General features: G+C 39.5%; 23 protein-coding genes and 1 pseudogene. 2 read left to right on the top strand and 22 right to left on the bottom strand.

What is annotated here, in order from left to right; genetic code table 11:
- Nucleotides 1-6: 6 nt before the first annotated feature.
- From dxs to ACYQ35_RS06045, 22 genes and pseudogenes are all read right to left on the bottom strand, one after another.
- Nucleotides 7-1,872, bottom strand: coding sequence for a 1-deoxy-D-xylulose-5-phosphate synthase (gene dxs / locus ACYQ35_RS06150; protein ID WP_459831208.1), 1,866 nt, complete (start codon nucleotides 1,870-1,872; stop codon nucleotides 7-9).
- 12 nt (nucleotides 1,873-1,884) lie between these two features.
- Nucleotides 1,885-2,775 carry a polyprenyl synthetase family protein gene (locus tag ACYQ35_RS06145; RefSeq protein WP_009757174.1) on the bottom strand — a complete coding sequence of 297 codons (891 nt, stop codon included), beginning with the start codon at nucleotides 2,773-2,775 and terminating at the stop codon, nucleotides 1,885-1,887.
- Nucleotides 2,765-2,968 (bottom strand): exodeoxyribonuclease VII small subunit, encoded by a 204-nt coding sequence (gene xseB, locus ACYQ35_RS06140; RefSeq protein ID WP_009757175.1) that lies wholly within the window; start codon nucleotides 2,966-2,968, stop codon nucleotides 2,765-2,767. The genes ACYQ35_RS06145 and xseB overlap by 11 nt, the downstream gene beginning before the upstream one ends.
- Entirely contained in the window at nucleotides 2,937-4,172 is a 1,236-nt protein-coding gene (gene xseA, locus ACYQ35_RS06135) for an exodeoxyribonuclease VII large subunit (protein ID WP_459831203.1), read from the bottom strand. Before xseA ends, xseB begins: the two co-directional genes overlap by 32 nt.
- 10 nt (nucleotides 4,173-4,182) lie before the next feature.
- Nucleotides 4,183-4,581 carry a transcription antitermination factor NusB gene (nusB, locus tag ACYQ35_RS06130; RefSeq protein WP_009757177.1) on the bottom strand — a complete coding sequence of 133 codons (399 nt, stop codon included), beginning with the start codon at nucleotides 4,579-4,581 and terminating at the stop codon, nucleotides 4,183-4,185.
- 132 nt (nucleotides 4,582-4,713) lie between these two features.
- Nucleotides 4,714-5,094 (bottom strand): Asp23/Gls24 family envelope stress response protein, encoded by a 381-nt coding sequence (locus tag ACYQ35_RS06125; RefSeq protein WP_009757178.1) that lies wholly within the window; start codon nucleotides 5,092-5,094, stop codon nucleotides 4,714-4,716.
- 73 nt (nucleotides 5,095-5,167) lie between these two features.
- The gene (locus tag ACYQ35_RS06120; protein WP_009757179.1) at nucleotides 5,168-6,760 is read right to left on the bottom strand and encodes a peptide chain release factor 3; all 1,593 of its coding nucleotides are present in this window, start codon (nucleotides 6,758-6,760) and stop codon (nucleotides 5,168-5,170) included.
- A gap of 68 nt (nucleotides 6,761-6,828) precedes the next feature.
- Nucleotides 6,829-7,431, bottom strand: coding sequence for a SpoIIIAH-like family protein (locus ACYQ35_RS06115; protein ID WP_459831196.1), 603 nt, complete (start codon nucleotides 7,429-7,431; stop codon nucleotides 6,829-6,831).
- Nucleotides 7,432-7,450: 19 nt separating this feature from the next.
- Nucleotides 7,451-7,999 carry a stage III sporulation protein AG gene (locus ACYQ35_RS06110; protein WP_009757181.1) on the bottom strand — a complete coding sequence of 183 codons (549 nt, stop codon included), beginning with the start codon at nucleotides 7,997-7,999 and terminating at the stop codon, nucleotides 7,451-7,453.
- Nucleotides 7,980-8,312: a stage III sporulation protein AF gene (locus ACYQ35_RS06105; RefSeq protein ID WP_009757182.1), complete on the bottom strand. Its 333-nt coding sequence runs from the start codon at nucleotides 8,310-8,312 to the stop codon at nucleotides 7,980-7,982. Before ACYQ35_RS06105 ends, ACYQ35_RS06110 begins: the two co-directional genes overlap by 20 nt.
- A gap of 12 nt (nucleotides 8,313-8,324) precedes the next feature.
- Nucleotides 8,325-9,470 (bottom strand): stage III sporulation protein AE, encoded by a 1,146-nt coding sequence (locus ACYQ35_RS06100; protein ID WP_009757183.1) that lies wholly within the window; start codon nucleotides 9,468-9,470, stop codon nucleotides 8,325-8,327.
- Between the two features lie 5 nt (nucleotides 9,471-9,475).
- Nucleotides 9,476-9,862, bottom strand: a complete 387-nt coding sequence (gene spoIIIAD / locus ACYQ35_RS06095) for a stage III sporulation protein AD (protein WP_459831191.1) — start codon at nucleotides 9,860-9,862, stop codon at nucleotides 9,476-9,478.
- 10 nt (nucleotides 9,863-9,872) lie between these two features.
- On the bottom strand, nucleotides 9,873-10,067 hold the full coding sequence (spoIIIAC, locus tag ACYQ35_RS06090; RefSeq protein ID WP_009757185.1) for a stage III sporulation protein AC: 195 nt from the start codon (nucleotides 10,065-10,067) through the stop codon (nucleotides 9,873-9,875).
- Between the two features lie 11 nt (nucleotides 10,068-10,078).
- A complete protein-coding gene (locus tag ACYQ35_RS06085; RefSeq protein ID WP_009757186.1) occupies nucleotides 10,079-10,597 on the bottom strand; it encodes a stage III sporulation protein AB in 519 nt (172 codons plus the stop codon).
- Nucleotides 10,598-10,611: 14 nt separating this feature from the next.
- Nucleotides 10,612-11,535 carry a stage III sporulation protein AA gene (gene spoIIIAA, locus ACYQ35_RS06080; RefSeq protein WP_459831187.1) on the bottom strand — a complete coding sequence of 308 codons (924 nt, stop codon included), beginning with the start codon at nucleotides 11,533-11,535 and terminating at the stop codon, nucleotides 10,612-10,614.
- Nucleotides 11,536-11,653: 118 nt separating this feature from the next.
- Entirely contained in the window at nucleotides 11,654-13,744 is a 2,091-nt protein-coding gene (locus tag ACYQ35_RS06075) for a polyribonucleotide nucleotidyltransferase (protein WP_459831184.1), read from the bottom strand.
- 219 nt (nucleotides 13,745-13,963) lie between these two features.
- Entirely contained in the window at nucleotides 13,964-14,170 is a 207-nt protein-coding gene (locus tag ACYQ35_RS06070) for a GNAT family N-acetyltransferase (RefSeq protein WP_459831182.1), read from the bottom strand.
- Between the two features lie 11 nt (nucleotides 14,171-14,181).
- The gene (locus ACYQ35_RS06065) at nucleotides 14,182-14,418 is read right to left on the bottom strand and encodes a hypothetical protein (RefSeq protein WP_459831178.1); all 237 of its coding nucleotides are present in this window, start codon (nucleotides 14,416-14,418) and stop codon (nucleotides 14,182-14,184) included.
- Complete coding sequence (locus ACYQ35_RS06060) at nucleotides 14,415-15,077, bottom strand: CatA-like O-acetyltransferase (RefSeq protein WP_459831175.1); 663 nt, start codon at nucleotides 15,075-15,077, stop codon at nucleotides 14,415-14,417. The genes ACYQ35_RS06065 and ACYQ35_RS06060 overlap by 4 nt, the downstream gene beginning before the upstream one ends.
- Before the next feature lie 34 nt (nucleotides 15,078-15,111).
- The gene (locus ACYQ35_RS06055) at nucleotides 15,112-15,660 is read right to left on the bottom strand and encodes a GNAT family N-acetyltransferase (RefSeq protein ID WP_009757191.1); all 549 of its coding nucleotides are present in this window, start codon (nucleotides 15,658-15,660) and stop codon (nucleotides 15,112-15,114) included.
- Nucleotides 15,661-15,769: 109 nt separating this feature from the next.
- Complete coding sequence (locus ACYQ35_RS06050) at nucleotides 15,770-16,762, bottom strand: hypothetical protein (RefSeq protein WP_459831256.1); 993 nt, start codon at nucleotides 16,760-16,762, stop codon at nucleotides 15,770-15,772.
- Nucleotides 16,763-16,924: 162 nt separating this feature from the next.
- Nucleotides 16,925-17,695, bottom strand: a pseudogene (locus ACYQ35_RS06045) (replication initiation factor domain-containing protein); the annotation flags it as partial.
- On the opposite strand from ACYQ35_RS06045, the gene ACYQ35_RS06040 reads away from it, so the two are divergent.
- The gene (locus ACYQ35_RS06040) at nucleotides 17,674-18,030 is read left to right on the top strand and encodes a tyrosine-type recombinase/integrase (protein WP_459831171.1); all 357 of its coding nucleotides are present in this window, start codon (nucleotides 17,674-17,676) and stop codon (nucleotides 18,028-18,030) included. The pseudogene ACYQ35_RS06045 and the gene ACYQ35_RS06040 sit on opposite strands and share 22 nt — an antisense overlap.
- Nucleotides 18,020-18,409, top strand: a complete 390-nt coding sequence (locus tag ACYQ35_RS06035; RefSeq protein WP_459831168.1) for a hypothetical protein — start codon at nucleotides 18,020-18,022, stop codon at nucleotides 18,407-18,409. The genes ACYQ35_RS06040 and ACYQ35_RS06035 overlap by 11 nt, the downstream gene beginning before the upstream one ends.
- The last annotated feature ends 70 nt before the right edge of the window (nucleotides 18,410-18,479 follow it).

Below are 18,479 nucleotides of genomic sequence, written 5' to 3'. Positions count from 1 at the left end.
TCTTTCTTATCTCCCAATATACTGTGTAATAATCTGTTTTACAATTGATTCTTCATCTAACATAATCTCTTTTCGCAAAACATCTATGTTTCCGTGTTCCACATATTCATCAGGAACACCTATTTTCAATACTTCCACGGAAAGTTGCTGCTCCATCACATAATCCTGCACCTTTTCACCGTAGCCGCCTGACAGAACATTTTCCTCAATTGTTACAAATAACGTATGTTCTTCTGCCATCTCTTCCAAAATATGTTCATCAATCGGTTTGACAAACCGGCTGTTAATCAGACTGCAGTTGTAACCGGTTGCTTTTAATCTCTCCCGCACTTTTTCCGCCACTTCCATCATATGTCCGACAGAGAAAATGGCAATGCCGTCCTCTTCGTAAATTGTCTCACTCGTTTTAAACGCAATCGGCTTACGATATTCTTTTAATCCCGTGTAGGCTGTTCCTCTCGGATATCGTATGGCAATCGGCGCTTCATACTGAATCGCATAGCGAATCATATCCGCCAGTTCCCAACGATTTTTCGGAGAGATAATTGTCATGTTTGGAATACTTGACAAAAACGACAAATCAAAAATACCCTGATGCGTTTCTCCATCGTTTCCTACGATTCCCGCTCTGTCTACCGCAAACACGACAGGTAAATTCTGCAGTGCCACATCGTGAATCAACTGATCATACGCTCTCTGTAAAAAAGAAGAGTACACCGCAAATACTGGCTTTAATCCTCCCGCTGCCAGCCCTGCCGCAAAAGTCACGGCATGTTCTTCCGCTATACCCACATCAAAAAATCGTTTTTTATATCTGCGGGAAAATTCGGAAAGTCCCGTTCCGTCTGACATCGCCGCCGTAATTGCCACAACTTTAGAATCTTTTGCCGCCAAATCACACATCACTTTTCCAAAAACGTCCGTATATGTGTCTTTTTTCTTCTTCTCCAGCGCTTCTCCTGTCTCAATTGCAAACGGCCCCGTCCCGTGGAATTTAGAAGGAAACTCTTCCGCAGGAAGATACCCTTTCCCTTTTTTCGTAATAACGTGTACCAGCACGGCATTATTTAATTTTTTCGCTTCCTCAAAAGTTCTGTACAACGCTTTTATGTCATGTCCGTCTATCGGTCCGAGATAGGTAATTCCCATATCTTCAAAAAACATTCCCGGCACAAAAAGTTGTTTGATACCGCTTTTTGTTTTCTTTAAATGTGAAACTAAAGGTTTCCCTGCAACAGGAACTTGCTTTAACGCTGATTCCACTCCTTTTTTCAATCCCGTATAAGCGTCTGCTGTGCGAAGACTGTCAAGATATTTGGACATTCCCCCTACATTTTGGGAAATGGACATATTATTGTCATTCAGCACAATAATGAAATTACTATTCAGGTGGGAAGCATTATTCAACGCTTCGTATGCCATTCCTCCTGTCAGAGAACCGTCACCTATCACGGAAATCACATGGTGTTTCTCCCCCAGGATTTCCCTTGCCTCCACATATCCAAGCCCCGCAGATATAGATGTGGAACTGTGACCTGTGTCAAAAGCATCGCAATCACTTTCTTTTCTCTTCGGAAATCCGCTCATTCCTCCGTGTTTTCGCAAATCATCAAAACCCGCTTTTCTTCCTGTCAGCAGTTTATGTGTGTACGCCTGATGACCTACGTCCCAAATCATTCTATCCTGCGGAAGGTCAAACGCCAGATGCATAGCCATTGTAAGTTCGACCACTCCTAAATTGGAAGCTAAATGTCCCCCCGTAACACTAATCTTTTCAATGAGAAATGTGCGAATCTCGTCTGCCAAAACAGAAAGTTCCTGCCCATTCAGTTTTTTTATATCATTTTCTTTTTGAATTCGCTCCAGTACCATATGCGTACTCCTTTATTTTTCCCTGTAAATCAATTTTTCCAAAAGAGTCATCAAATACAGATTTTCTCTGTTCAATCCTTTCATCAAATCAATCGCCTCTGTCGAAAGTATTTCCACCTGCTCTTTTGCCTGATCAAATCCTTCTAATGTTACATAAGTTGTCTTTTCATTTTTTTCATCGCTGTGTATCGGTTTCCCAAGCACCTCTTTCGTACTTGTGACATCTAAAATATCGTCCTGAATCTGGAATGCCAATCCCACCTTTTTTGCCGCGCTTTCTATGATTTTCACCTCTTGCTCCGTCGCTCCTGCTAAAATTGCTCCAATCATCATAGACGCCTCAATCAACGCGCCGGTTTTTAAATCATAAATAAAATCCAGAACATCTTTATCCACCGCTTTTCCCGATGCCGCCACATCAACCACCTGTCCGCCTATCATGCCGTAAATTCCCGCTTTTCTTCCAAGAATCTGAAGCGCCTTTCCGATCAGGTAACCGTTGTCCCTGTCCATATCAAATGCCTCTGACGCTGTCTCGAAAGCATAATTTAGCAAAGCATCTCCTGCCAGTATGCCCATTGCCTCGCCATATACGATATGGGTTGTCTTTCTTCCCCTTCTGTAATCATCGTTATCCATAGCCGGAAGGTCGTCGTGAATCAGGGAATACGTGTGAATCATCTCTATTGCCGCCATAAACGGCTCTATAATTTTCCCTGTTCCTCCAAACATTTCGTATGTTTCTTTCATCAGCATTGGGCGGATTCTTTTTCCTCCCGCCATAAGATTATATTCCATAGCTTCCATAATCTTTTCCTGATGTCCCGAAGAATCCGGTAAATATTTTCTTAGAATGTTTTCTATCTCCGTCACTTTTGCTTCTCTTAACTCGTTAAAATTCATGCTCTGTCCCTTCTTCGTCTAAAATCAACATTTTCTTCTCAACCGTATCTATCTTTTCATTACATACTTTTAACATCTGCATACCTTCATGATATAAACGGAAAGATTCTTCCAAAGATATGTCTTCTCTTTCCATATCCTGTATAACTGTGTCCAGTTGACTAAAAACTTCTTCCAGCGTCTTCTCTTCCATCTATTTCCTCCTCTGCTTTATCCATTACTTTTGCATAAAGTATTCCGTCTTTCATCTGTATCTTTAAAGTATTCCCTTTTTCTGTCTGTTTAACACTTTTAACCGTCTTTCCGCTCTCGTCTGTCACATATCCGAATCCCTGATTTAATTTCTGTAAAGGAGATAAAGCCTTCATATTTTCTAAACGTACGGCAAAATTGTATTTCGCCCTGTCCAGTTTTTTTTGCATAAGACTCTGTATCTTTTTTTCCATATTGATTAACTGCTGTCTCTGTTCCCGCAGGCGATTGTACGGCTGCAAATATTTCATACGGATTGCATACTGTCTGAGCAGCAATCTTTTTGCCGCAAGAAACTGCCTTAAGTTTCTCTTTAACTGCACTTCATAATCATACATCGTCTCCTCTAACCGACTATATTCCGTCACTGCAAGTTCTGCCGCCGCTGACGGAGTAGGCGCTCTTAAATCCGCAACATAATCCGCAATGGTCGTATCCGTCTCGTGCCCTACCGCTGAGATAATCGGAACCGCACAGTTAAAAATTGCTCTCGCCACACTCTCCTCATTAAATGCCCACAAATCCTCAATTGAGCCTCCGCCTCTGCCGACAATAATAAGATCTACCCCTTTTGCTTCCAGCATTCCGATACCTTTTATAATGCTCTCCGATGCATCTTTTCCCTGCACAAGCGCCGGATATAAAATCAGTTGCACATACGGATTTCTTCTTGATGCAATATTCATTATATCACGAATTGCCGCTCCCGTAGGTGCCGTGACAATCCCAATTCGCTTTGCATAAAAGGGAATCGGCTGCTTATATTCCGGCGCAAACATTCCCATTTCTTCCAGTTCTTTCTTTAACGCCTCAAACTTTTCATATAGCAAACCTGCACCGTCCAAAATTATTTCTTTGGCGTAAAGTTGATATTTTCCATCTCTTTCATAAGTTGTGACACTGCCCAGAACGATGACCTGCTGACCTTCCCGCATACGAAAAGTAAGCCCCGCCCGCTGTCCTGCAAACATAATGCAGGCTAACGTTCCGGACTCATCTTTTAAAGAAAAATAGATATGACCTGATGTATGATATTTACAGTTGGATACTTCCCCTTTTACATAAATACGGTTTAACATAAAGTCCTGTGTAAACATATTTTTAATATATGAATTGACTTGTTTAACCGAATATACATTGCGCATTGGACTACTCCTAATTTACTAATTTCCCAAGTACACCATTGACAAATGACGGACCTTCTTCACTGCTGTATTTCTTCGCAAGTTCAACTGCCTCGTTAATTGCAACTCCTACCGGAACGTCTTCGTCCCATTTCAGTTCATATGTCGCCAGACGAAGAATTGTCAAATCCACTTTGTTCATTCTCGCTGTCTTCCACCCTGTCGCATTTGCATTCAAAAGTTCATCTATCTCTTCTACTTTCTCCACAACCGACCGATATTTATTTTCTATATATGCTCTGTCTTTCTCTGACAATTCTTCCAAATTATCTAAATAAAGTTCTATCTGTTCGGACATCTCATCTCTTCCGTTAAATTCTATTAAAAATAGTATTTTAAAGATATGTTGTCTTAATTCTGTTCTTCCCATATTTTATCCTCTCTGTTATCCTCTTCATTTAATATCTTTCTAATTTATATATTATACTACATTTTATAAGCAAATCCAATGCCGAATCATTAATAAAAAAAGGAAAACAGAAAAACTGTTTTCCTTTCACGTTTACTGTGCGTCCATTTCCACGCCTGCAATGCGGATATTGACATCTGCCACTGTAAGCCCTGTCATATTCTCAATCGCAGTTTTCACTTTTTCCTGTACTTTTCCTGAAATTTCCCTAATGCTATATCCGTATTTTAAATTCAAGTTCATGCAGACAGTAACAATTCCTTCCAACACGTCCACTTTCACACCTTTGGACAATGTCTTCATGCCAAGTTTACCGATAATCTCTCTTGTGGCATTGCCCGCCATAGAAGCAACTCCGTCCACTTCCATCGCTGCAAGTCCTGCAATAATTGCCACTACTTCGTCAGCAATCTTCACTTCTCCCAAATTCTCATCTGATTGTATCGTATAAGCGTTTCTTTCTTCTTTTCCCATATCTTAAACCTCCTGACTGGTTTGTTATCTCTTGTTATTATAACAAATTTACTGCAGTTTGCAAAGACAAAGTTTAAGAACGTCCAAACTCGGACAATTTAAGCCCTTCATTTCGTTCTTCTGTCATACGAATACTCCAACTATGAACAAACAGTAACAATGGTCTGTCTTTTAAGTCTTTAATCTTCTTCATATCTGAAGTTCCGATGAGTTTGTCTAAATCCAATTCCTCATTTTCAATCCAGCGAATATGTTCGTAAGGCAGTCTTTCCATGCGTATTTCTACGTTATACTCATTTTCCAGACGGTATTTCAGCACATCAAACTGAAGTTCCCCTACTACACCGACAATAATTTCTTCCATTCCGGTATTGTATTCCTGGAAAATCTGAATCGCCCCCTCCTGTGCGATCTGGTTAATACCTTTGATGAACTGTTTTCGTTTCATCGTATCCACCTGACGAACTCTCGCAAAATGCTCCGGTGCAAATGTCGGAATACCTTCATATGCAAATTTCCTCGGCGATGTCGTCAGTGTATCTCCGATAGAAAAAATTCCCGGATCAAATACACCGATAATATCTCCTCCGTAGGCTTTGTCAACCATCTTTCTCTCACTCGCCATCATCTGCTGCGGCTGTGACAGACGGACTTTTTTGCCACCCTGTATATGAAACACTTCCATACCGGCATCAAATTCACCGGAACAGATTCGCATAAACGCAATTCGGTCACGATGCGCCTTATTCATATTCGCCTGAATTTTAAAGACAAACGCTGAGAAATCTTCTTCTTTTATCGGATCAATTTCCCCTTCATCAGACTTTCTCGGCAGCGGTGATGAAGTCATTGCCAAAAAGTGCTGTAAAAATGTTTCCACACCAAAGTTTGTCAACGCCGAACCAAAAAAGACAGGTGACAGTTCTCCTTTATTTACCAGTTCCTGATCAAACTCTGCACTTGCCCCGTCCAGCAATTCAATCTCTTCTTCCAACTGCACTCTCTGTTCTTCACTGATTAATGTTTCCACTGAGGAATCATTTAATGCAACTTTTCTTACTTCTCCTACACTTGTTCCCTTTTTTGTATCCGAGAATAATTCTATCTCTCCGTGTTCTCTGTCAAACACACCTTTAAACTCTTTCCCTGAACCGATTGGCCAGTTAATCGGACATGTGGCTATTCCAAGTTCTTTTTCAATATCGTCCAACAGTTCAAAAGTATCCCTCGCTTCCCTATCCATTTTATTGATAAAGGTAAAGATAGGAATATGGCGCATTACACATACTTTAAACAGTTTTCTCGTCTGTGCCTCAACACCTTTTGACGCATCGATAACCATAACCGCCGAGTCCGCAGCCATCAATGTACGGTATGTATCTTCCGAGAAATCCTGATGCCCCGGCGTATCCAAAATATTGATACAGTATCCGTCATAATTAAATTGAAGTACAGATGAAGTTACCGAAATACCTCTCTCCTTCTCAATCTCCATCCAGTCAGACACTGCGTGTTTTGCCGTTGCTTTTCCCTTAACCGAACCTGCCTGATTAATTGCTCCTCCATACAACAGAAACTTCTCCGTCAATGTTGTTTTTCCTGCATCAGGGTGCGAAATAATCGCAAATGTTCTTCGTTTCTTTATTTCATTTATTCTATTTGACATTTGTATTCTCCTTTTTCACAATCGCAGTTTTTATGATACCCTCTTTTGTCTTTTTTTTCAAGGAGAAACTATTTTTTCTCGTGAATTGGTGTGATAACGATATTTGCGGGAGCAATATCTGTTTTTCTTGTTACAATATCTTCTATCTGCGCTCTGTTTGCATCTGTCAGTTCGGATTTTCCGACAACAATATCCGCCGAATCTTTTGTTAAACTTACTACCGCATTTTTAAATCCTTTAGATGCAAGCAAAGCTTCCACTGCCACTTCTTTTTCTGCAAGAGCCGTCATCTCTACCATTTGGGCAATGGCATCTTTTTTCTGCTCTTCGCTGATATTTTTGTTATCTATAATCGCCTGCAAAGTTTCTTTGTTTTTTGCCCTCACCTGTTCCCGTGTCACCTTTGCCTCTGCCACCACTCCGTTTGTCAGAACAGCTTCCCCCGGTGTGCCTTCCACACTTCCGTCCGCAACTTCTCCGTCATGGCTTTCAATATCCCCTGTTGTCTCTTCCGAAATATCTAATAAGTCTTTACTTGCAAGTTCTCCGCTTGTTTCCGTTGCCGGCTTATCTCCGAAAATCTTTCCTGAATAATTCAGATACCCTGCTATTGCAATCATAATTGCAAGTGTTGTAATAATCATTTGATTTTTCTTAAATAGACGTTTCAAAATAATCCTCCTATTTTCTTTAATTCATTTTCATTATCTTAATTTTATGCGTGTCTACATCAAATAATGCCAAAACCGCCTCCGTAATGTTCTGAACAGTTGTAGGATTTCCGCCGCCTTCCGCGATTACGATAACCCCCTCTATCTCCGGTGTCATCTCCTTTTTCACATATGGTTTCTGCTCCTCACTCCCTCCTTCATAAATGGTTGTTTCCTTTTTATTGTTATCTTTCGTAGTTCTTACCCCACCCTGCGCATCTTCTTCCTCCACAGACTGATTTGTATTTTCTCCGTCTTTTTCAATCACTTTTTCGGCGGTAGATTTTAATGTAATCATCACTTTCGCTTCTCCCACACCCGCCACCTGCCCTAACACTTGCTCCAATTTTCTCTCCATCTGCGACGTATAGGAAGTTGTATCTGTTTTTACGGTTGTTTTCTGCATCTGTTCCTCTTCTATTTCCTGCTTCTCTGAAGGAATTGCGATAACCACAAGCAACACACCTACAAGCAATACGATAAGCCATTGCTGCTTTTTCTGAAGAATTTTATTTAGTTTCAGCCCCAATCTGTATTTCCTCCACTTCTATGTTCTCCTCTTCCAAATAGTCTTCCAACCGTACTTCATTCAAATATTCCGTTTCTTTTTCTATCTCTTTCATCTTCTGTTCAAATTCTTTTCCCTGCTGCAGGGGATTTGACAGATTATCCATGCCTAATATTTTTAATACGGGTGTCATCAAAAGTAAGATCAAAACCAATCCCGTAAAAAAATGAATGTACTTTTTATATGTATTGTTTGGAAGAATTTGTATCACTGCAGTGATAATAACAATGTAAAAGGCAACATTCCTAATCCATTCATATAAAAACGCAAACACATGCTCCCTCCTCTACGTTGTAGTTGCCGTGACAATGGCGATTGTCAGGAGAAACAACATTCCCGTTGTGAAAACTACTCTCAAAAGAATCTGACAGCCCTCTCCCATTCCCGAAACACAACCTACAATCCGTTTATCTGAAATAGGTTGGATAAATGCAGATGTCAGTTTATACAAAAAAGCCATGACAAACATCTGCAAAATCGGAATGACACAAATTGTAATGCAGACAATCGCCCCGGTTACTCCGATTCCGTTTTTCACCAAAACCGATGTACCTAAAATAATTTCCGCCGTCCCGCCAAGCGCATCTCCGATGGCAGGGATAGCCTCCATTCCTTTTGTCAACACTCCCCTCTTTAGCGAATCTATCGCCGGACTAATCAATCCCTGTATGACATTCAAACCGATAATTGCCGCCAGCAATGTTTTCAAGGTCCACGTCACGATAAATTCAATTAACTCTGCAAATTTTGACAGATATTCCTCAGCCGAGAGATTGTTTAAAACTCTGATTACCATATAGATATGCAGAAGAGGGAGCAAAAAATTCAAAATAAGTAATTCTACAATATAAATAAGAAACAAAAGAAGATTATAAAAAATAATTGATGTTCCGCTCCCTGTTGAAATGGCAACCGCCAAAAAATACAACGGCCCCAACACCCGCATAAACATCGTCAGGTTTTCCAAATGTGCTCCTACACTATCAATGAGAATCTGAAATGTACTCAGACAAATGGTAATCAAAAGCAGGTACAGCACATAAAAACTTATTTCCCCAATCTGTTGATTCTGAAATACATTGGAAAAATTGGTAAACACTGCCGCAATAATGGCAATCAGTAAAATATGAACAATCGTCTTTTTATTTTGACGAACTTCATAAAACAGTTGGTCTGAGATAAGTTTTTCCAGTAATTCTACAGAAAATTTCATATCTCCATTTATAACCGATTTCACGGTTTCTCCAAAATCAATTTTATCTTCCGGCAAAATATCTTTTAAAACCTGATTAACTTCCCCGAAATCAAACGCTTTCATCAGTGTATCTTCCGCCTGTTCTTGCTCCCGGTCTTTGTCCTGTATTTCCGTGGCAACTGCCTGTATATGAAAGCAGAGGAAAAATAAAAGTACTCCCAATACTATTTTTTTCATTTTCTTTACCCTAAAAAATCCTGTATTGTTTCCAGTAAAGCCAGCAAAATCGGCATGCTCAATGCTAAAATAGTCAATTTACTAAAAATTTCTATCTGCTGCGCAATCGTCTGATAGCCCGCATCTTTGCATATCGCAGAGGAAAACTCCGCCACATAAGTGACACCGAGCATTTTTAACAACGCCGTAATATATGTACTTTTTATCTGTATTTTTTCTCCGATACTTTTTATAACCTGTACAATCGTCTCAAGTTTTCCCACAATACTGAAAAAAATAAGCAGGCTGAGTGCAATACTGATATAAATGCCATACTCAGATTTTCCGCTTTTAAACTGAATTGCCAAAATTGCTCCGATAACGCCTATTGCTCCTATCTGTATAATTCCCATAGTTTACCTCTCACAACGAAAACAACCGTTTAATTGATTCAAACAATTCATAAATATATGGTAAAATCCAAAACAGTACGAGCAACAGCCCTGCAAAACTGGTTAAAAACGCCTGTTCTTCCCTCCCGCTATGTTTTAACACCTGACTCAGCACAGAAACGAGTATACCCACCGCCGCTATTTTAAAAATTAGATTTACGCTCATCTTTTCCTCCTCTATATCAGAACTACTGCCAAAAAGATTCCCCCCATAACTCCCAGACAGTGATATAATTTCTTTTCCACGGCAAATTCATTTTGCAGACGCTGTATTTCCTGCTCTAACTGTTCCACATACAAATCAATCGTTCCCACCTGCATTTCCTCGTCAAGATATCCCATATTCTCCCCCGCCGCTTTTAGTTTCTCCATATCCCCTTCCTTTAAATTACCGCCCTTCCAGTGCTTCTCAATGGAATTTGACCACAGTTCCATAAAAGTCACTCCTGATTTTCTAATCAACTGTTCCGATAAATCCAAAAGCCAGCTTTCATAGACACCACCCATTCTTTTTCCTATATGTCTAAAAGCTTCCGGAAGAGGAGATTTTATATGCCTGATTTCACTTCTTAACATTAAAAACATCTGCCGCATTTTTTCCACTTCCACCAGATGTTTCTTTAATTCCATTCCTTTTAAATACCCCATTCCCGAACTCGCAAAGATAATCAATACACACCCGATTAATTTCAGCACTTTTTCTCCGCCTTTCAGATTGCAACGTGTTCAAAGATACGCTCCCCATTCTCATCATAAATACCCAGCACCTCACCCATATGATGCTCATTTCCTAAAACCACATATCTCTCAAATCTCTTCTCACGTATCAACTGTTCAAAAAACGGCTTCTTTTTCATTTCTTCCATAGAAACACCATGTGCCGTCGCAAGCATCTTACAGCCACAATGGAGCGCGTATTCGATTGCTCTTATCTCCTCTCTCGCTCCAATTTCATCTACTGCAATCACCTGTGGCGCCATAGAACGAATCAGCATTAACATTCCGTCCGCTTTCGGACAGCAGTCCAATATATCCGTTCGTATTCCCAAATCATTCTGCGCCGTTCCCATATAACAGCCTCCCAGTTCCGAACGTTCATCTACAACCCCTACGGGAACTCCCTTTACCCACCTGTTTCCGTCCGAAATTTGTCTTATCATATCTCTTAATAATGTCGTCTTCCCACATCTTGGAGGCGAGATAATCAACGTGTGACAAATCTGTCTTTCCTTAGTAATATATGGAAACAACTTATCCGCACACCCCCTCACCTCATGAGCTACTCTTATATTAATAGAAGAAATATATTTTAAACTTTTAACCTTCCCTTCTTCCATTACTACTTTTCCAGCCATTCCTACCCTATGTCCTCCTTCAATCGTAATAAATCCCTGACGCATTTCATTTTCATATGCATATAAAGAATAATTGCTTATGTACTCCATCGTTTCCCGAACGTCCTCCTGTTCCACTTTCATCAAAAGTTTCTCTTTTCCTTTGTACAGAACAGTCAGCGGTTTCCCTACCCTTAATCGAATCTCCTGCAAATTTGAGAAATCAAACTGTTCCCTTTCTACACAACACTGTATTTTCTTTCCTAATACCTGTAAAATCTGTTTTTTCTGTTCTTTCATCTTGTCCACCTCTTTAGACAGTATATGAGGACTTTTTGTTTTTAGTACCTTTCCAATCAAAAAAAGTGCCAAGAACAACTTTTCAGTCATTCTCAACACTTTTATCTTTGTTTTTATTTTATTCTTCTACAACATCTTTCATGCTGAAACTGATCCTTCCCATTTTATCTTTTCCAAGACAAACAACTTTTACTTTGTCTCCCAATGTAAGAACATCTTCCACATGATTGATTCTTTCTTTTGAAATTTTAGAAATGTGAACCATTCCTTCTTTGCCCGGTGCAAATTCAAGGAAAGCGCCAAACTCTTTAATGCTGATTACTTTACCTTCCAATACCTGTCCTGCTTCAAAATCTGTTACAATAATGGCAATCATCTTCATTGCCTCTTCCATTGCTTTTGCATCAACACCGCAAACAGATACGGAACCTTCATCAGTAATGTCAATTTTAACACCTGTCTGTTCGATAATGGCATTAATTGTCTTTCCGCGCTGTCCGACTACATCACCAATCTTAGCAGGATCAATCTGCATCTGACGAATCTTCGGTGCATATGGTCCGACTTCTTCCCTCGGTTCTGCAATTGCATTGTGCATAACTTCATCTAAAATATATGTTCTCGCCTGTTTTGTACGAGCGATTGCTTCTTCAATAATCGGTCTTGTCAAGCCGTGGATTTTAATATCCATCTGAATTGCTGTAATACCTTTGTGTGTTCCGGCAACTTTAAAGTCCATATCTCCAAAGAAGTCTTCCAATCCCTGAATATCTGTCAATACTAAGTAGTCATCATCTGTATCTCCTGTTACAAGTCCTGCCGAGATACCTGCAACTGCCGATTTAATCGGAACACCTGCAGCCATAAGTGACATACTTGACGCACAGATACTTGCCTGAGATGTAGAACCGTTTGATTCAAACGTCTCAGATACCGTACGAATTGCATATGGGAATTCTTCCTCTGTAGGAAGCACAGGTACAAGCGCTCTCTCAGCCAATGCACCATGTCCGATTTCACGGCGTCCCGGCCCTCTGGAAGGTTTTGTTTCCCCTACGGAATATGATGGGAAGTTATAGTGGTGCATATATCTCTTAGATGTCTCTGCCTCATCTAAACCGTCAATTCTCTGCGCTTCAGATAACGGCGCTAATGTTGTCACTGTACAAATCTGTGTCTGTCCACGTGTAAACATCGCTGAACCGTGTACTCTCGGAATCAAATCAATCTCTGCTGCAAGCGGTCTGATTTGGTCGATTGCTCTTCCGTCCGGACGTTTGTGGTCTTTTAAAATCATTTTACGAACCGTCTTCTTCTGATACTGATATAACGCTTCGCCTAAAATTTCTAACCACTCTTCGTTATCTGCAAACGCTTCTTCTAATTTTTCTCTGATAACACGAAGGTTTTCTTCTCTAACCTGTTTCTCATCTGTAAATACCGCAACTTCCATCTCTTCAGGTGTTACGATTTCTTTCATTGCTTCAAATAATTCTTCCGGCACCGCACAACTTGTATATGCGTGTTTTGGTTTTCCACATTCTGCAACGATTGTATCAATAAACTGAATCACCTGCTGGTTTACTTCATGTGCTGCGAAAATCGCTTCAATCATCTTATCTTCAGGTACTTCATTAGCACCCGCTTCAATCATGATAACTTTATCTCTTGTAGATGCAACAGTCAACTGTAAATCAGAAACTGCTCTCTGTGCTGCATTCGGATTAAATACAAATTCTCCGTCAATCAATCCAACCTGTGTTGTTGAAGTCGGACCGTCAAAAGGAATCTCAGAAATTGCCGTAGCAATGGCAGAACCTAACATTGCAGTTAATTCAGGGCTACAGTCAGGGTCTACTGACATAACTAAGTTGTTCAATGTTACATCATTTCTGTAATCTTTCGGGAAAAGAGGACGCATCGGTCTGTCGATTACTCGTGAAGTTAAAATCGCATTCTCTGATGCTTTTCCTTCTCTCTTATTAAATCCGCCGGGAATCTTACCTACCGCATATAATTTTTCTTCATATTCTACACTAAGCGGGAAAAAATCAATTCCCTCTCTTGGTTTTTCTGATGCTGTTGCAGTTGATAATACAACAGTTTCTCCATAGTGCATAAGCGCTGCACCGTTCGCCTGTGCGGCCACTCTGCCGACATCAACACGAAGTGTTCTCCCGGCTAATTCCATTTCAAATTTTTTAAACATATTGTTCTCCTTTTTCATATCATTCAGTTGGTTTTCCGAAACTACTGAAAAACACACTTGTACAAATGTTCTTTTCAGTGGTCTCGGCTTTTCCTCCAACCGTAATCTTAAATATTGTATCATATTCCCATACTTCTTGCAATTACTTCCGTGCGGATTCAAAAGAAAGATTCAAAAGCAAATAGGCAGTAAACCTTTTTCCGATTCACTGCCCATTCTTTATTCCAACTCCATATTAATACTTTTTTCCCGAAATCCACATTTCTTATACAGTTCCCATGCTCCGATATTTCTCGCATTTACCTGTAATTCCAAACCATTGCATTCCTTTTCTCTGTAAATTTCTTTCGCACAGTCCAACAATCTGCTCCCAATTCCCCTCCCTCTGTACTCCTCATCTACGACAAGACATTCAATAAATAACACTTTTTTCTCTACTACCGTTTTCCCGAAATCATGCGGAATATGTAAGACAACAGTCCGACAACCTTTTCCTCTTCCACCGCAACAAGAATTTCTTCCTTTTTTGCCTGCTCCATAAACTCCTTTTTCGGTAAAACGACTTCCTCCGGCTTATAAATATCCGGTCGCAACTCTACATGTAAATTCTGCACCTGTTTCATTAAGTTTTCTACCTGTATGTAATCTTTCTCTTCTGCAACTCGTATTGTCATTTATTTCCCTCCTGTTTTCTCACACTCTCAGTCACTTTACAGAGTTCCTTTTTCAGCGCTTCTAAAAATTGTGAAATATGCACTCCATCTACCAAAGCATGATTGCACTGCACTGTCACCGGAATAACCGTCTTTAAATCCTCTTTGATATATTTTCCCCATGTAATTCTCGGATTACTGTCAGCAGGGATTGGAACGGGATTGTTCAATGCCGTATAGGAAAACCACGGTAAAGTAGAAATAAAAATCAGTTCATTCAAATCTTCCTGTTTATCTTCCACACTTTTCTCCTGTTTTGCATTTTCCTGTGTCCGCACTGCATACCTCAAATATTCTTCAAATGATTTATCATAATCAAGCATACAGTAACAATATGTACCGTCCTCCAAAAAGACTGTGTGAGATGTTCTGCATCTGTCATATTCTATAATTTTATTTTCCTGAATCCTCTGCCTAAATTCAGGCACTGAATTGGCTGCTTTCGCTGCACAATAGCAAAAAGAAAGAAAAAACGAAAACTTTTCCTGTTTTATTTCCGTGAGAAATTCCGTTATATCAACATTCACCGTTACACTGACATACGGATACGCCATCGTACTAAAATATTCAAAATGTTTCTTTCTTTTGTATGCATTCATATCTAGATAATGATACTTCATTTCCGTTTCCTCTCAAACATCTTTACAATTCCTGCTATAATTTCCTCATCAGCCAGTAAGCATCAGCATATTTTCCATTGCTATATTTCATATTATCGGGAAAACAGCCATATTGTTTAAAACCAAGTTTTTCATAGAGTGCTATTGCATTCTTATTATCTGCTGCCACTTCCAATTCCGCCTGCTCATACCCAATCTCTTTTGCAACTTTTAAAACTGTTTCAAGCATCTTTTTTCCAATACCTCTTCCACAGTATTCCTGATATAACGCTATCGCCACATCACATCTATGGCCGTATCTTCTAAAACCTCCCATGCTCATAAGAGAACAGTTTCCAACATGTTTTCCGTCAACCGTTGCAACGAGCATTAATTCCTTTTCGGAATCCTCTATTCTTTGGATAAACTCTTCTTCCTGTTCAATCGACAGTGTAATTTCCTCAGGTTCTCTGATTAAATACGGTGTTTCCGCTGCTGTTATCTTCAAATATTCCAGTAAAGATTTAGCATCGTTTTTCTCCGCACTTCTCAAAATTACTTCCCGCCCTGTTTTGTCTTCTACTTTTAATGCATTAAATTTCACTATTCTTCCCCTTTACCTTTCCGATTTATCATTTTTTATAACCAATTATATCATGCTTAAAATAAGTCGTCACTTCTTTTCCGATTTTGAAGATAGCATTATAAAAAAATTAACTTCTCTTTCTGCGTTTTGTATACATCGCTACCGCTCCTGCCAAGCCTGTTGCAACTGCTGCCAAGCCAAATGCCATAACAGGTGATGTATCTCCTGTTTTTACAGGACGGTTAGGATTTCCATGGTTTCCATTATTTTGATTATTTCCGCCATTGCTCCCCCCATTATTTCCACCGTTATTTCCACCATCTTGTTTCTTAACGAGTCCTTTTTCCGCTGCAAGAAGTGTAGATAATGCATCATCTACTTCTTTCTGTGTAGATTCTTTATTTGCAAGTACTGCTTTTGCATCTGCTAATGCTTTTTTCAATATCTGCACACTTTCCTCTGTGTATTTGTCAAGTTTCATCTCGTCAATTCTATTTACAGTTTTTTCTAACTCTTTAAAGTCTGCCATTGTGCGAATTGCACCCATCGCTTCTTTCAACGCCTCAGTTGCCGCGTCTACTGCTTCCTGAGTAGCATTCTCATCATCATTTACTTTCTTAGCCGCTTCAATTGCTGCTTTTAATTCTTGTTCAGATGATGGTGTAAGTGATTCTTTTTTCAGAAGTTGCTCTGCATCTTTGATTGCTTTAGATAAATCCGATTTATCTGCAATATTTACGAGTGCATTCTGTGCATCTAACAGAGTAATTTTTGCTTTGTTTACTTCTGCCTGAGTAGCATCTTTTTTATTTCTAATTGCTTTCGCCTCTTTCAACGCATCAGAAAATACTTTGTAAGAATCTTTTGTGTATTTATCCTTATTTGGTACAATTTCTTTGTCTGCGACATCAATTGCATCTTTTAAGTCTTTTACATACACAAGCGCTTCTTTTGCTTCACTTAATGCTTTTTCTGCATCTGCCACTTCTTTTCTTGTTACCTGTTTGTCTGCAAGAACCGTTTTCGCCGTTTCCAATGGTTTCTGCATTGCACTCCAGCCTGCTTCGAGATAATCTCCACTCTCTAATGATAAGCAATAGTCTACTAACGCTTCTAACATACGTTTATCTACATCTGTTGCAATATCATCTTCTAAGCGTCCGTCGAAATTCAGCCATAAAACAACATTATCATTTGCCGGCTCTGCCGCATTATTTAATTCATCTGTTGTCAACGCTTCTGAAAATACACGAACCTGTTCAAATGTAAGGTCTGATGTTATCAATGTTACCTTACCTATATCTTTCATCAGTTCCGCCCACGCTTGATAGGTTGGGTAAAGCCTTTTTCGTGTTGTCGTGCTGTCTGTCGGCTTTTCTAAAAATCGTATTTTGCTGTTCAATACTTCCATTGCCAGTCCTGCCACATCTCTATATTTCAATAATTCCTGTACTACACTAACTGCCATTTCCTGCCGAAATCTCAATTCATATCTATTCCAATTTTCGTCTAATTCTGTTCCGTACTTTTTATTCTGCTCATATCCCTTTTCATAAAATACCAATCTCAAATTACTGGCTGAACTGCCGAGATAAAGACTGCCACCCTTACTCTGAAACACTTCCTCTTTCAATTCTCCCGAGTCATGAAAATCTATCTCCCGTAACTTTGAAGAAAGCAATCCCTCTTTTGTCCTTACAATTAAATCGGGAATACTCAAATACGGTTTTCTGTCATCTATCGCCAAATCAATCCGAGGAAAATTGATATGATACTGACAAACTCTGTTTAAAAAATCAAACCACGTTTCTCCATTGAGTTGTAAAAAATTCTCATAGTTGCGACAGCCTTTCCCACTCATTAAAATCTGAAAGCCTTGATACTGTGCGTTTCCTGTTGGCTTTAGCACCTTGATATTATCGAAGATTGCCACAACTTCATGTCCTGCAATCCCCTTTTCATAACCTGTTACCGTCATAAGTCCCAATGGTATTCTCAGCACATCTTCTATAACTGCTTCTATCTGCTGAATTGGGAAAGTTTCTGGAAGAATATATCCTTCGCTATAGACCTTCTGTTCCTGATGAAAAACATCTTCTTTTAAGAAAGTATGTAAATCAGTACACCTGTATGAGCCGTGAAAATGTCCGATACGTTATTCGTAACGCTTTTGAAAAAGAACACATTACTGGCTATTGGAAAGGAACACATGCTTTGCGTCGGACAGCGGCATCAAAGATATTCAATAATGGTACAGGTCTTAAATTAACAGCAGATATACTTGGACATGAATCTCTCGATTCAACTAAAGCCTATATAAAAGTGGATTTTGAACACTTAAAAGCGGTTGTAGTACCTTGGCCGGGAGGTGATTGTGATGGAAAGTAACAGAATCTCCCGACAATTAAAAGATTATCTTGAATATAAGCACAGCCTTGGTTTTAAACTGACACATGAAGCAACTGTACTCAAACGCTTTGCTGCTTATACTCAATCTATTAATTATGATGGTCCTTTAACAACTGAAATTGTATTGAAATGGGTTGCCTCCGGTAAGCAGTCAGATAAGACTATGGGACGAAAAATAGAAGTAATACGCCCGTTTTCTAAGTATGTGTATTCCTTCGACCGCGAGAGTGAGATTATACATAGTTTGATTTTTAAAAATGTCCATGAGCGCCCTACACCATACATATATTCGCAATCAGATGTCAGGACTCTTATGGATGAATGTCAAAATCTTTATTTGAGTATTCCAATGCAATAGTGCATGCTTTCCAGAAATTCAAAGCACCCTTTTCCGGAAAAATAGTGCATATCGAGACTATGAAGAAAAG

The organism is Faecalimonas hominis (assembly GCF_054660755.1).
The sequence above is the reverse complement of the archived record's forward strand: the minus strand, read 5'-3'. Positions and strand labels throughout refer to the sequence as shown.

Excerpts from the sequence above, each read along its gene's own strand:
- dxs (WP_459831208.1), bottom strand. The coding sequence starts at position 1,872 with ATGGTACTGGAGCGAATTCAAAAAGAAAATGATATAAAAAAACTGAAT.
- ACYQ35_RS06145 (WP_009757174.1), bottom strand. The coding sequence starts at position 2,775 with ATGAATTTTAACGAGTTAAGAGAAGCAAAAGTGACGGAGATAGAAAAC.
- xseB (WP_009757175.1), bottom strand. The coding sequence starts at position 2,968 with ATGGAAGAGAAGACGCTGGAAGAAGTTTTTAGTCAACTGGACACAGTT.
- xseA (WP_459831203.1), bottom strand. The coding sequence starts at position 4,172 with ATGCGCAATGTATATTCGGTTAAACAAGTCAATTCATATATTAAAAAT.
- nusB (WP_009757177.1), bottom strand. The coding sequence starts at position 4,581 with ATGGGAAGAACAGAATTAAGACAACATATCTTTAAAATACTATTTTTA.
- ACYQ35_RS06125 (WP_009757178.1), bottom strand. The coding sequence starts at position 5,094 with ATGGGAAAAGAAGAAAGAAACGCTTATACGATACAATCAGATGAGAAT.
- ACYQ35_RS06120 (WP_009757179.1), bottom strand. The coding sequence starts at position 6,760 with ATGTCAAATAGAATAAATGAAATAAAGAAACGAAGAACATTTGCGATT.
- ACYQ35_RS06100 (WP_009757183.1), bottom strand. The coding sequence starts at position 9,470 with ATGAAAAAAATAGTATTGGGAGTACTTTTATTTTTCCTCTGCTTTCAT.
- spoIIIAD (WP_459831191.1), bottom strand. The coding sequence starts at position 9,862 with ATGGGAATTATACAGATAGGAGCAATAGGCGTTATCGGAGCAATTTTG.
- spoIIIAC (WP_009757185.1), bottom strand. The coding sequence starts at position 10,067 with ATGAGCGTAAATCTAATTTTTAAAATAGCGGCGGTGGGTATACTCGTT.
- spoIIIAA (WP_459831187.1), bottom strand. The coding sequence starts at position 11,535 with ATGAAAGAACAGAAAAAACAGATTTTACAGGTATTAGGAAAGAAAATA.
- ACYQ35_RS06075 (WP_459831184.1), bottom strand. The coding sequence starts at position 13,744 with ATGTTTAAAAAATTTGAAATGGAATTAGCCGGGAGAACACTTCGTGTT.
- ACYQ35_RS06065 (WP_459831178.1), bottom strand. The coding sequence starts at position 14,418 with ATGACAATACGAGTTGCAGAAGAGAAAGATTACATACAGGTAGAAAAC.
- ACYQ35_RS06060 (WP_459831175.1), bottom strand. The coding sequence starts at position 15,077 with ATGAAGTATCATTATCTAGATATGAATGCATACAAAAGAAAGAAACAT.
- ACYQ35_RS06050 (WP_459831256.1), bottom strand. The coding sequence starts at position 16,762 with ATGTTAGAAGCGTTAGTAGACTATTGCTTATCATTAGAGAGTGGAGAT.
- ACYQ35_RS06035 (WP_459831168.1), top strand. The coding sequence starts at position 18,020 with ATGGAAAGTAACAGAATCTCCCGACAATTAAAAGATTATCTTGAATAT.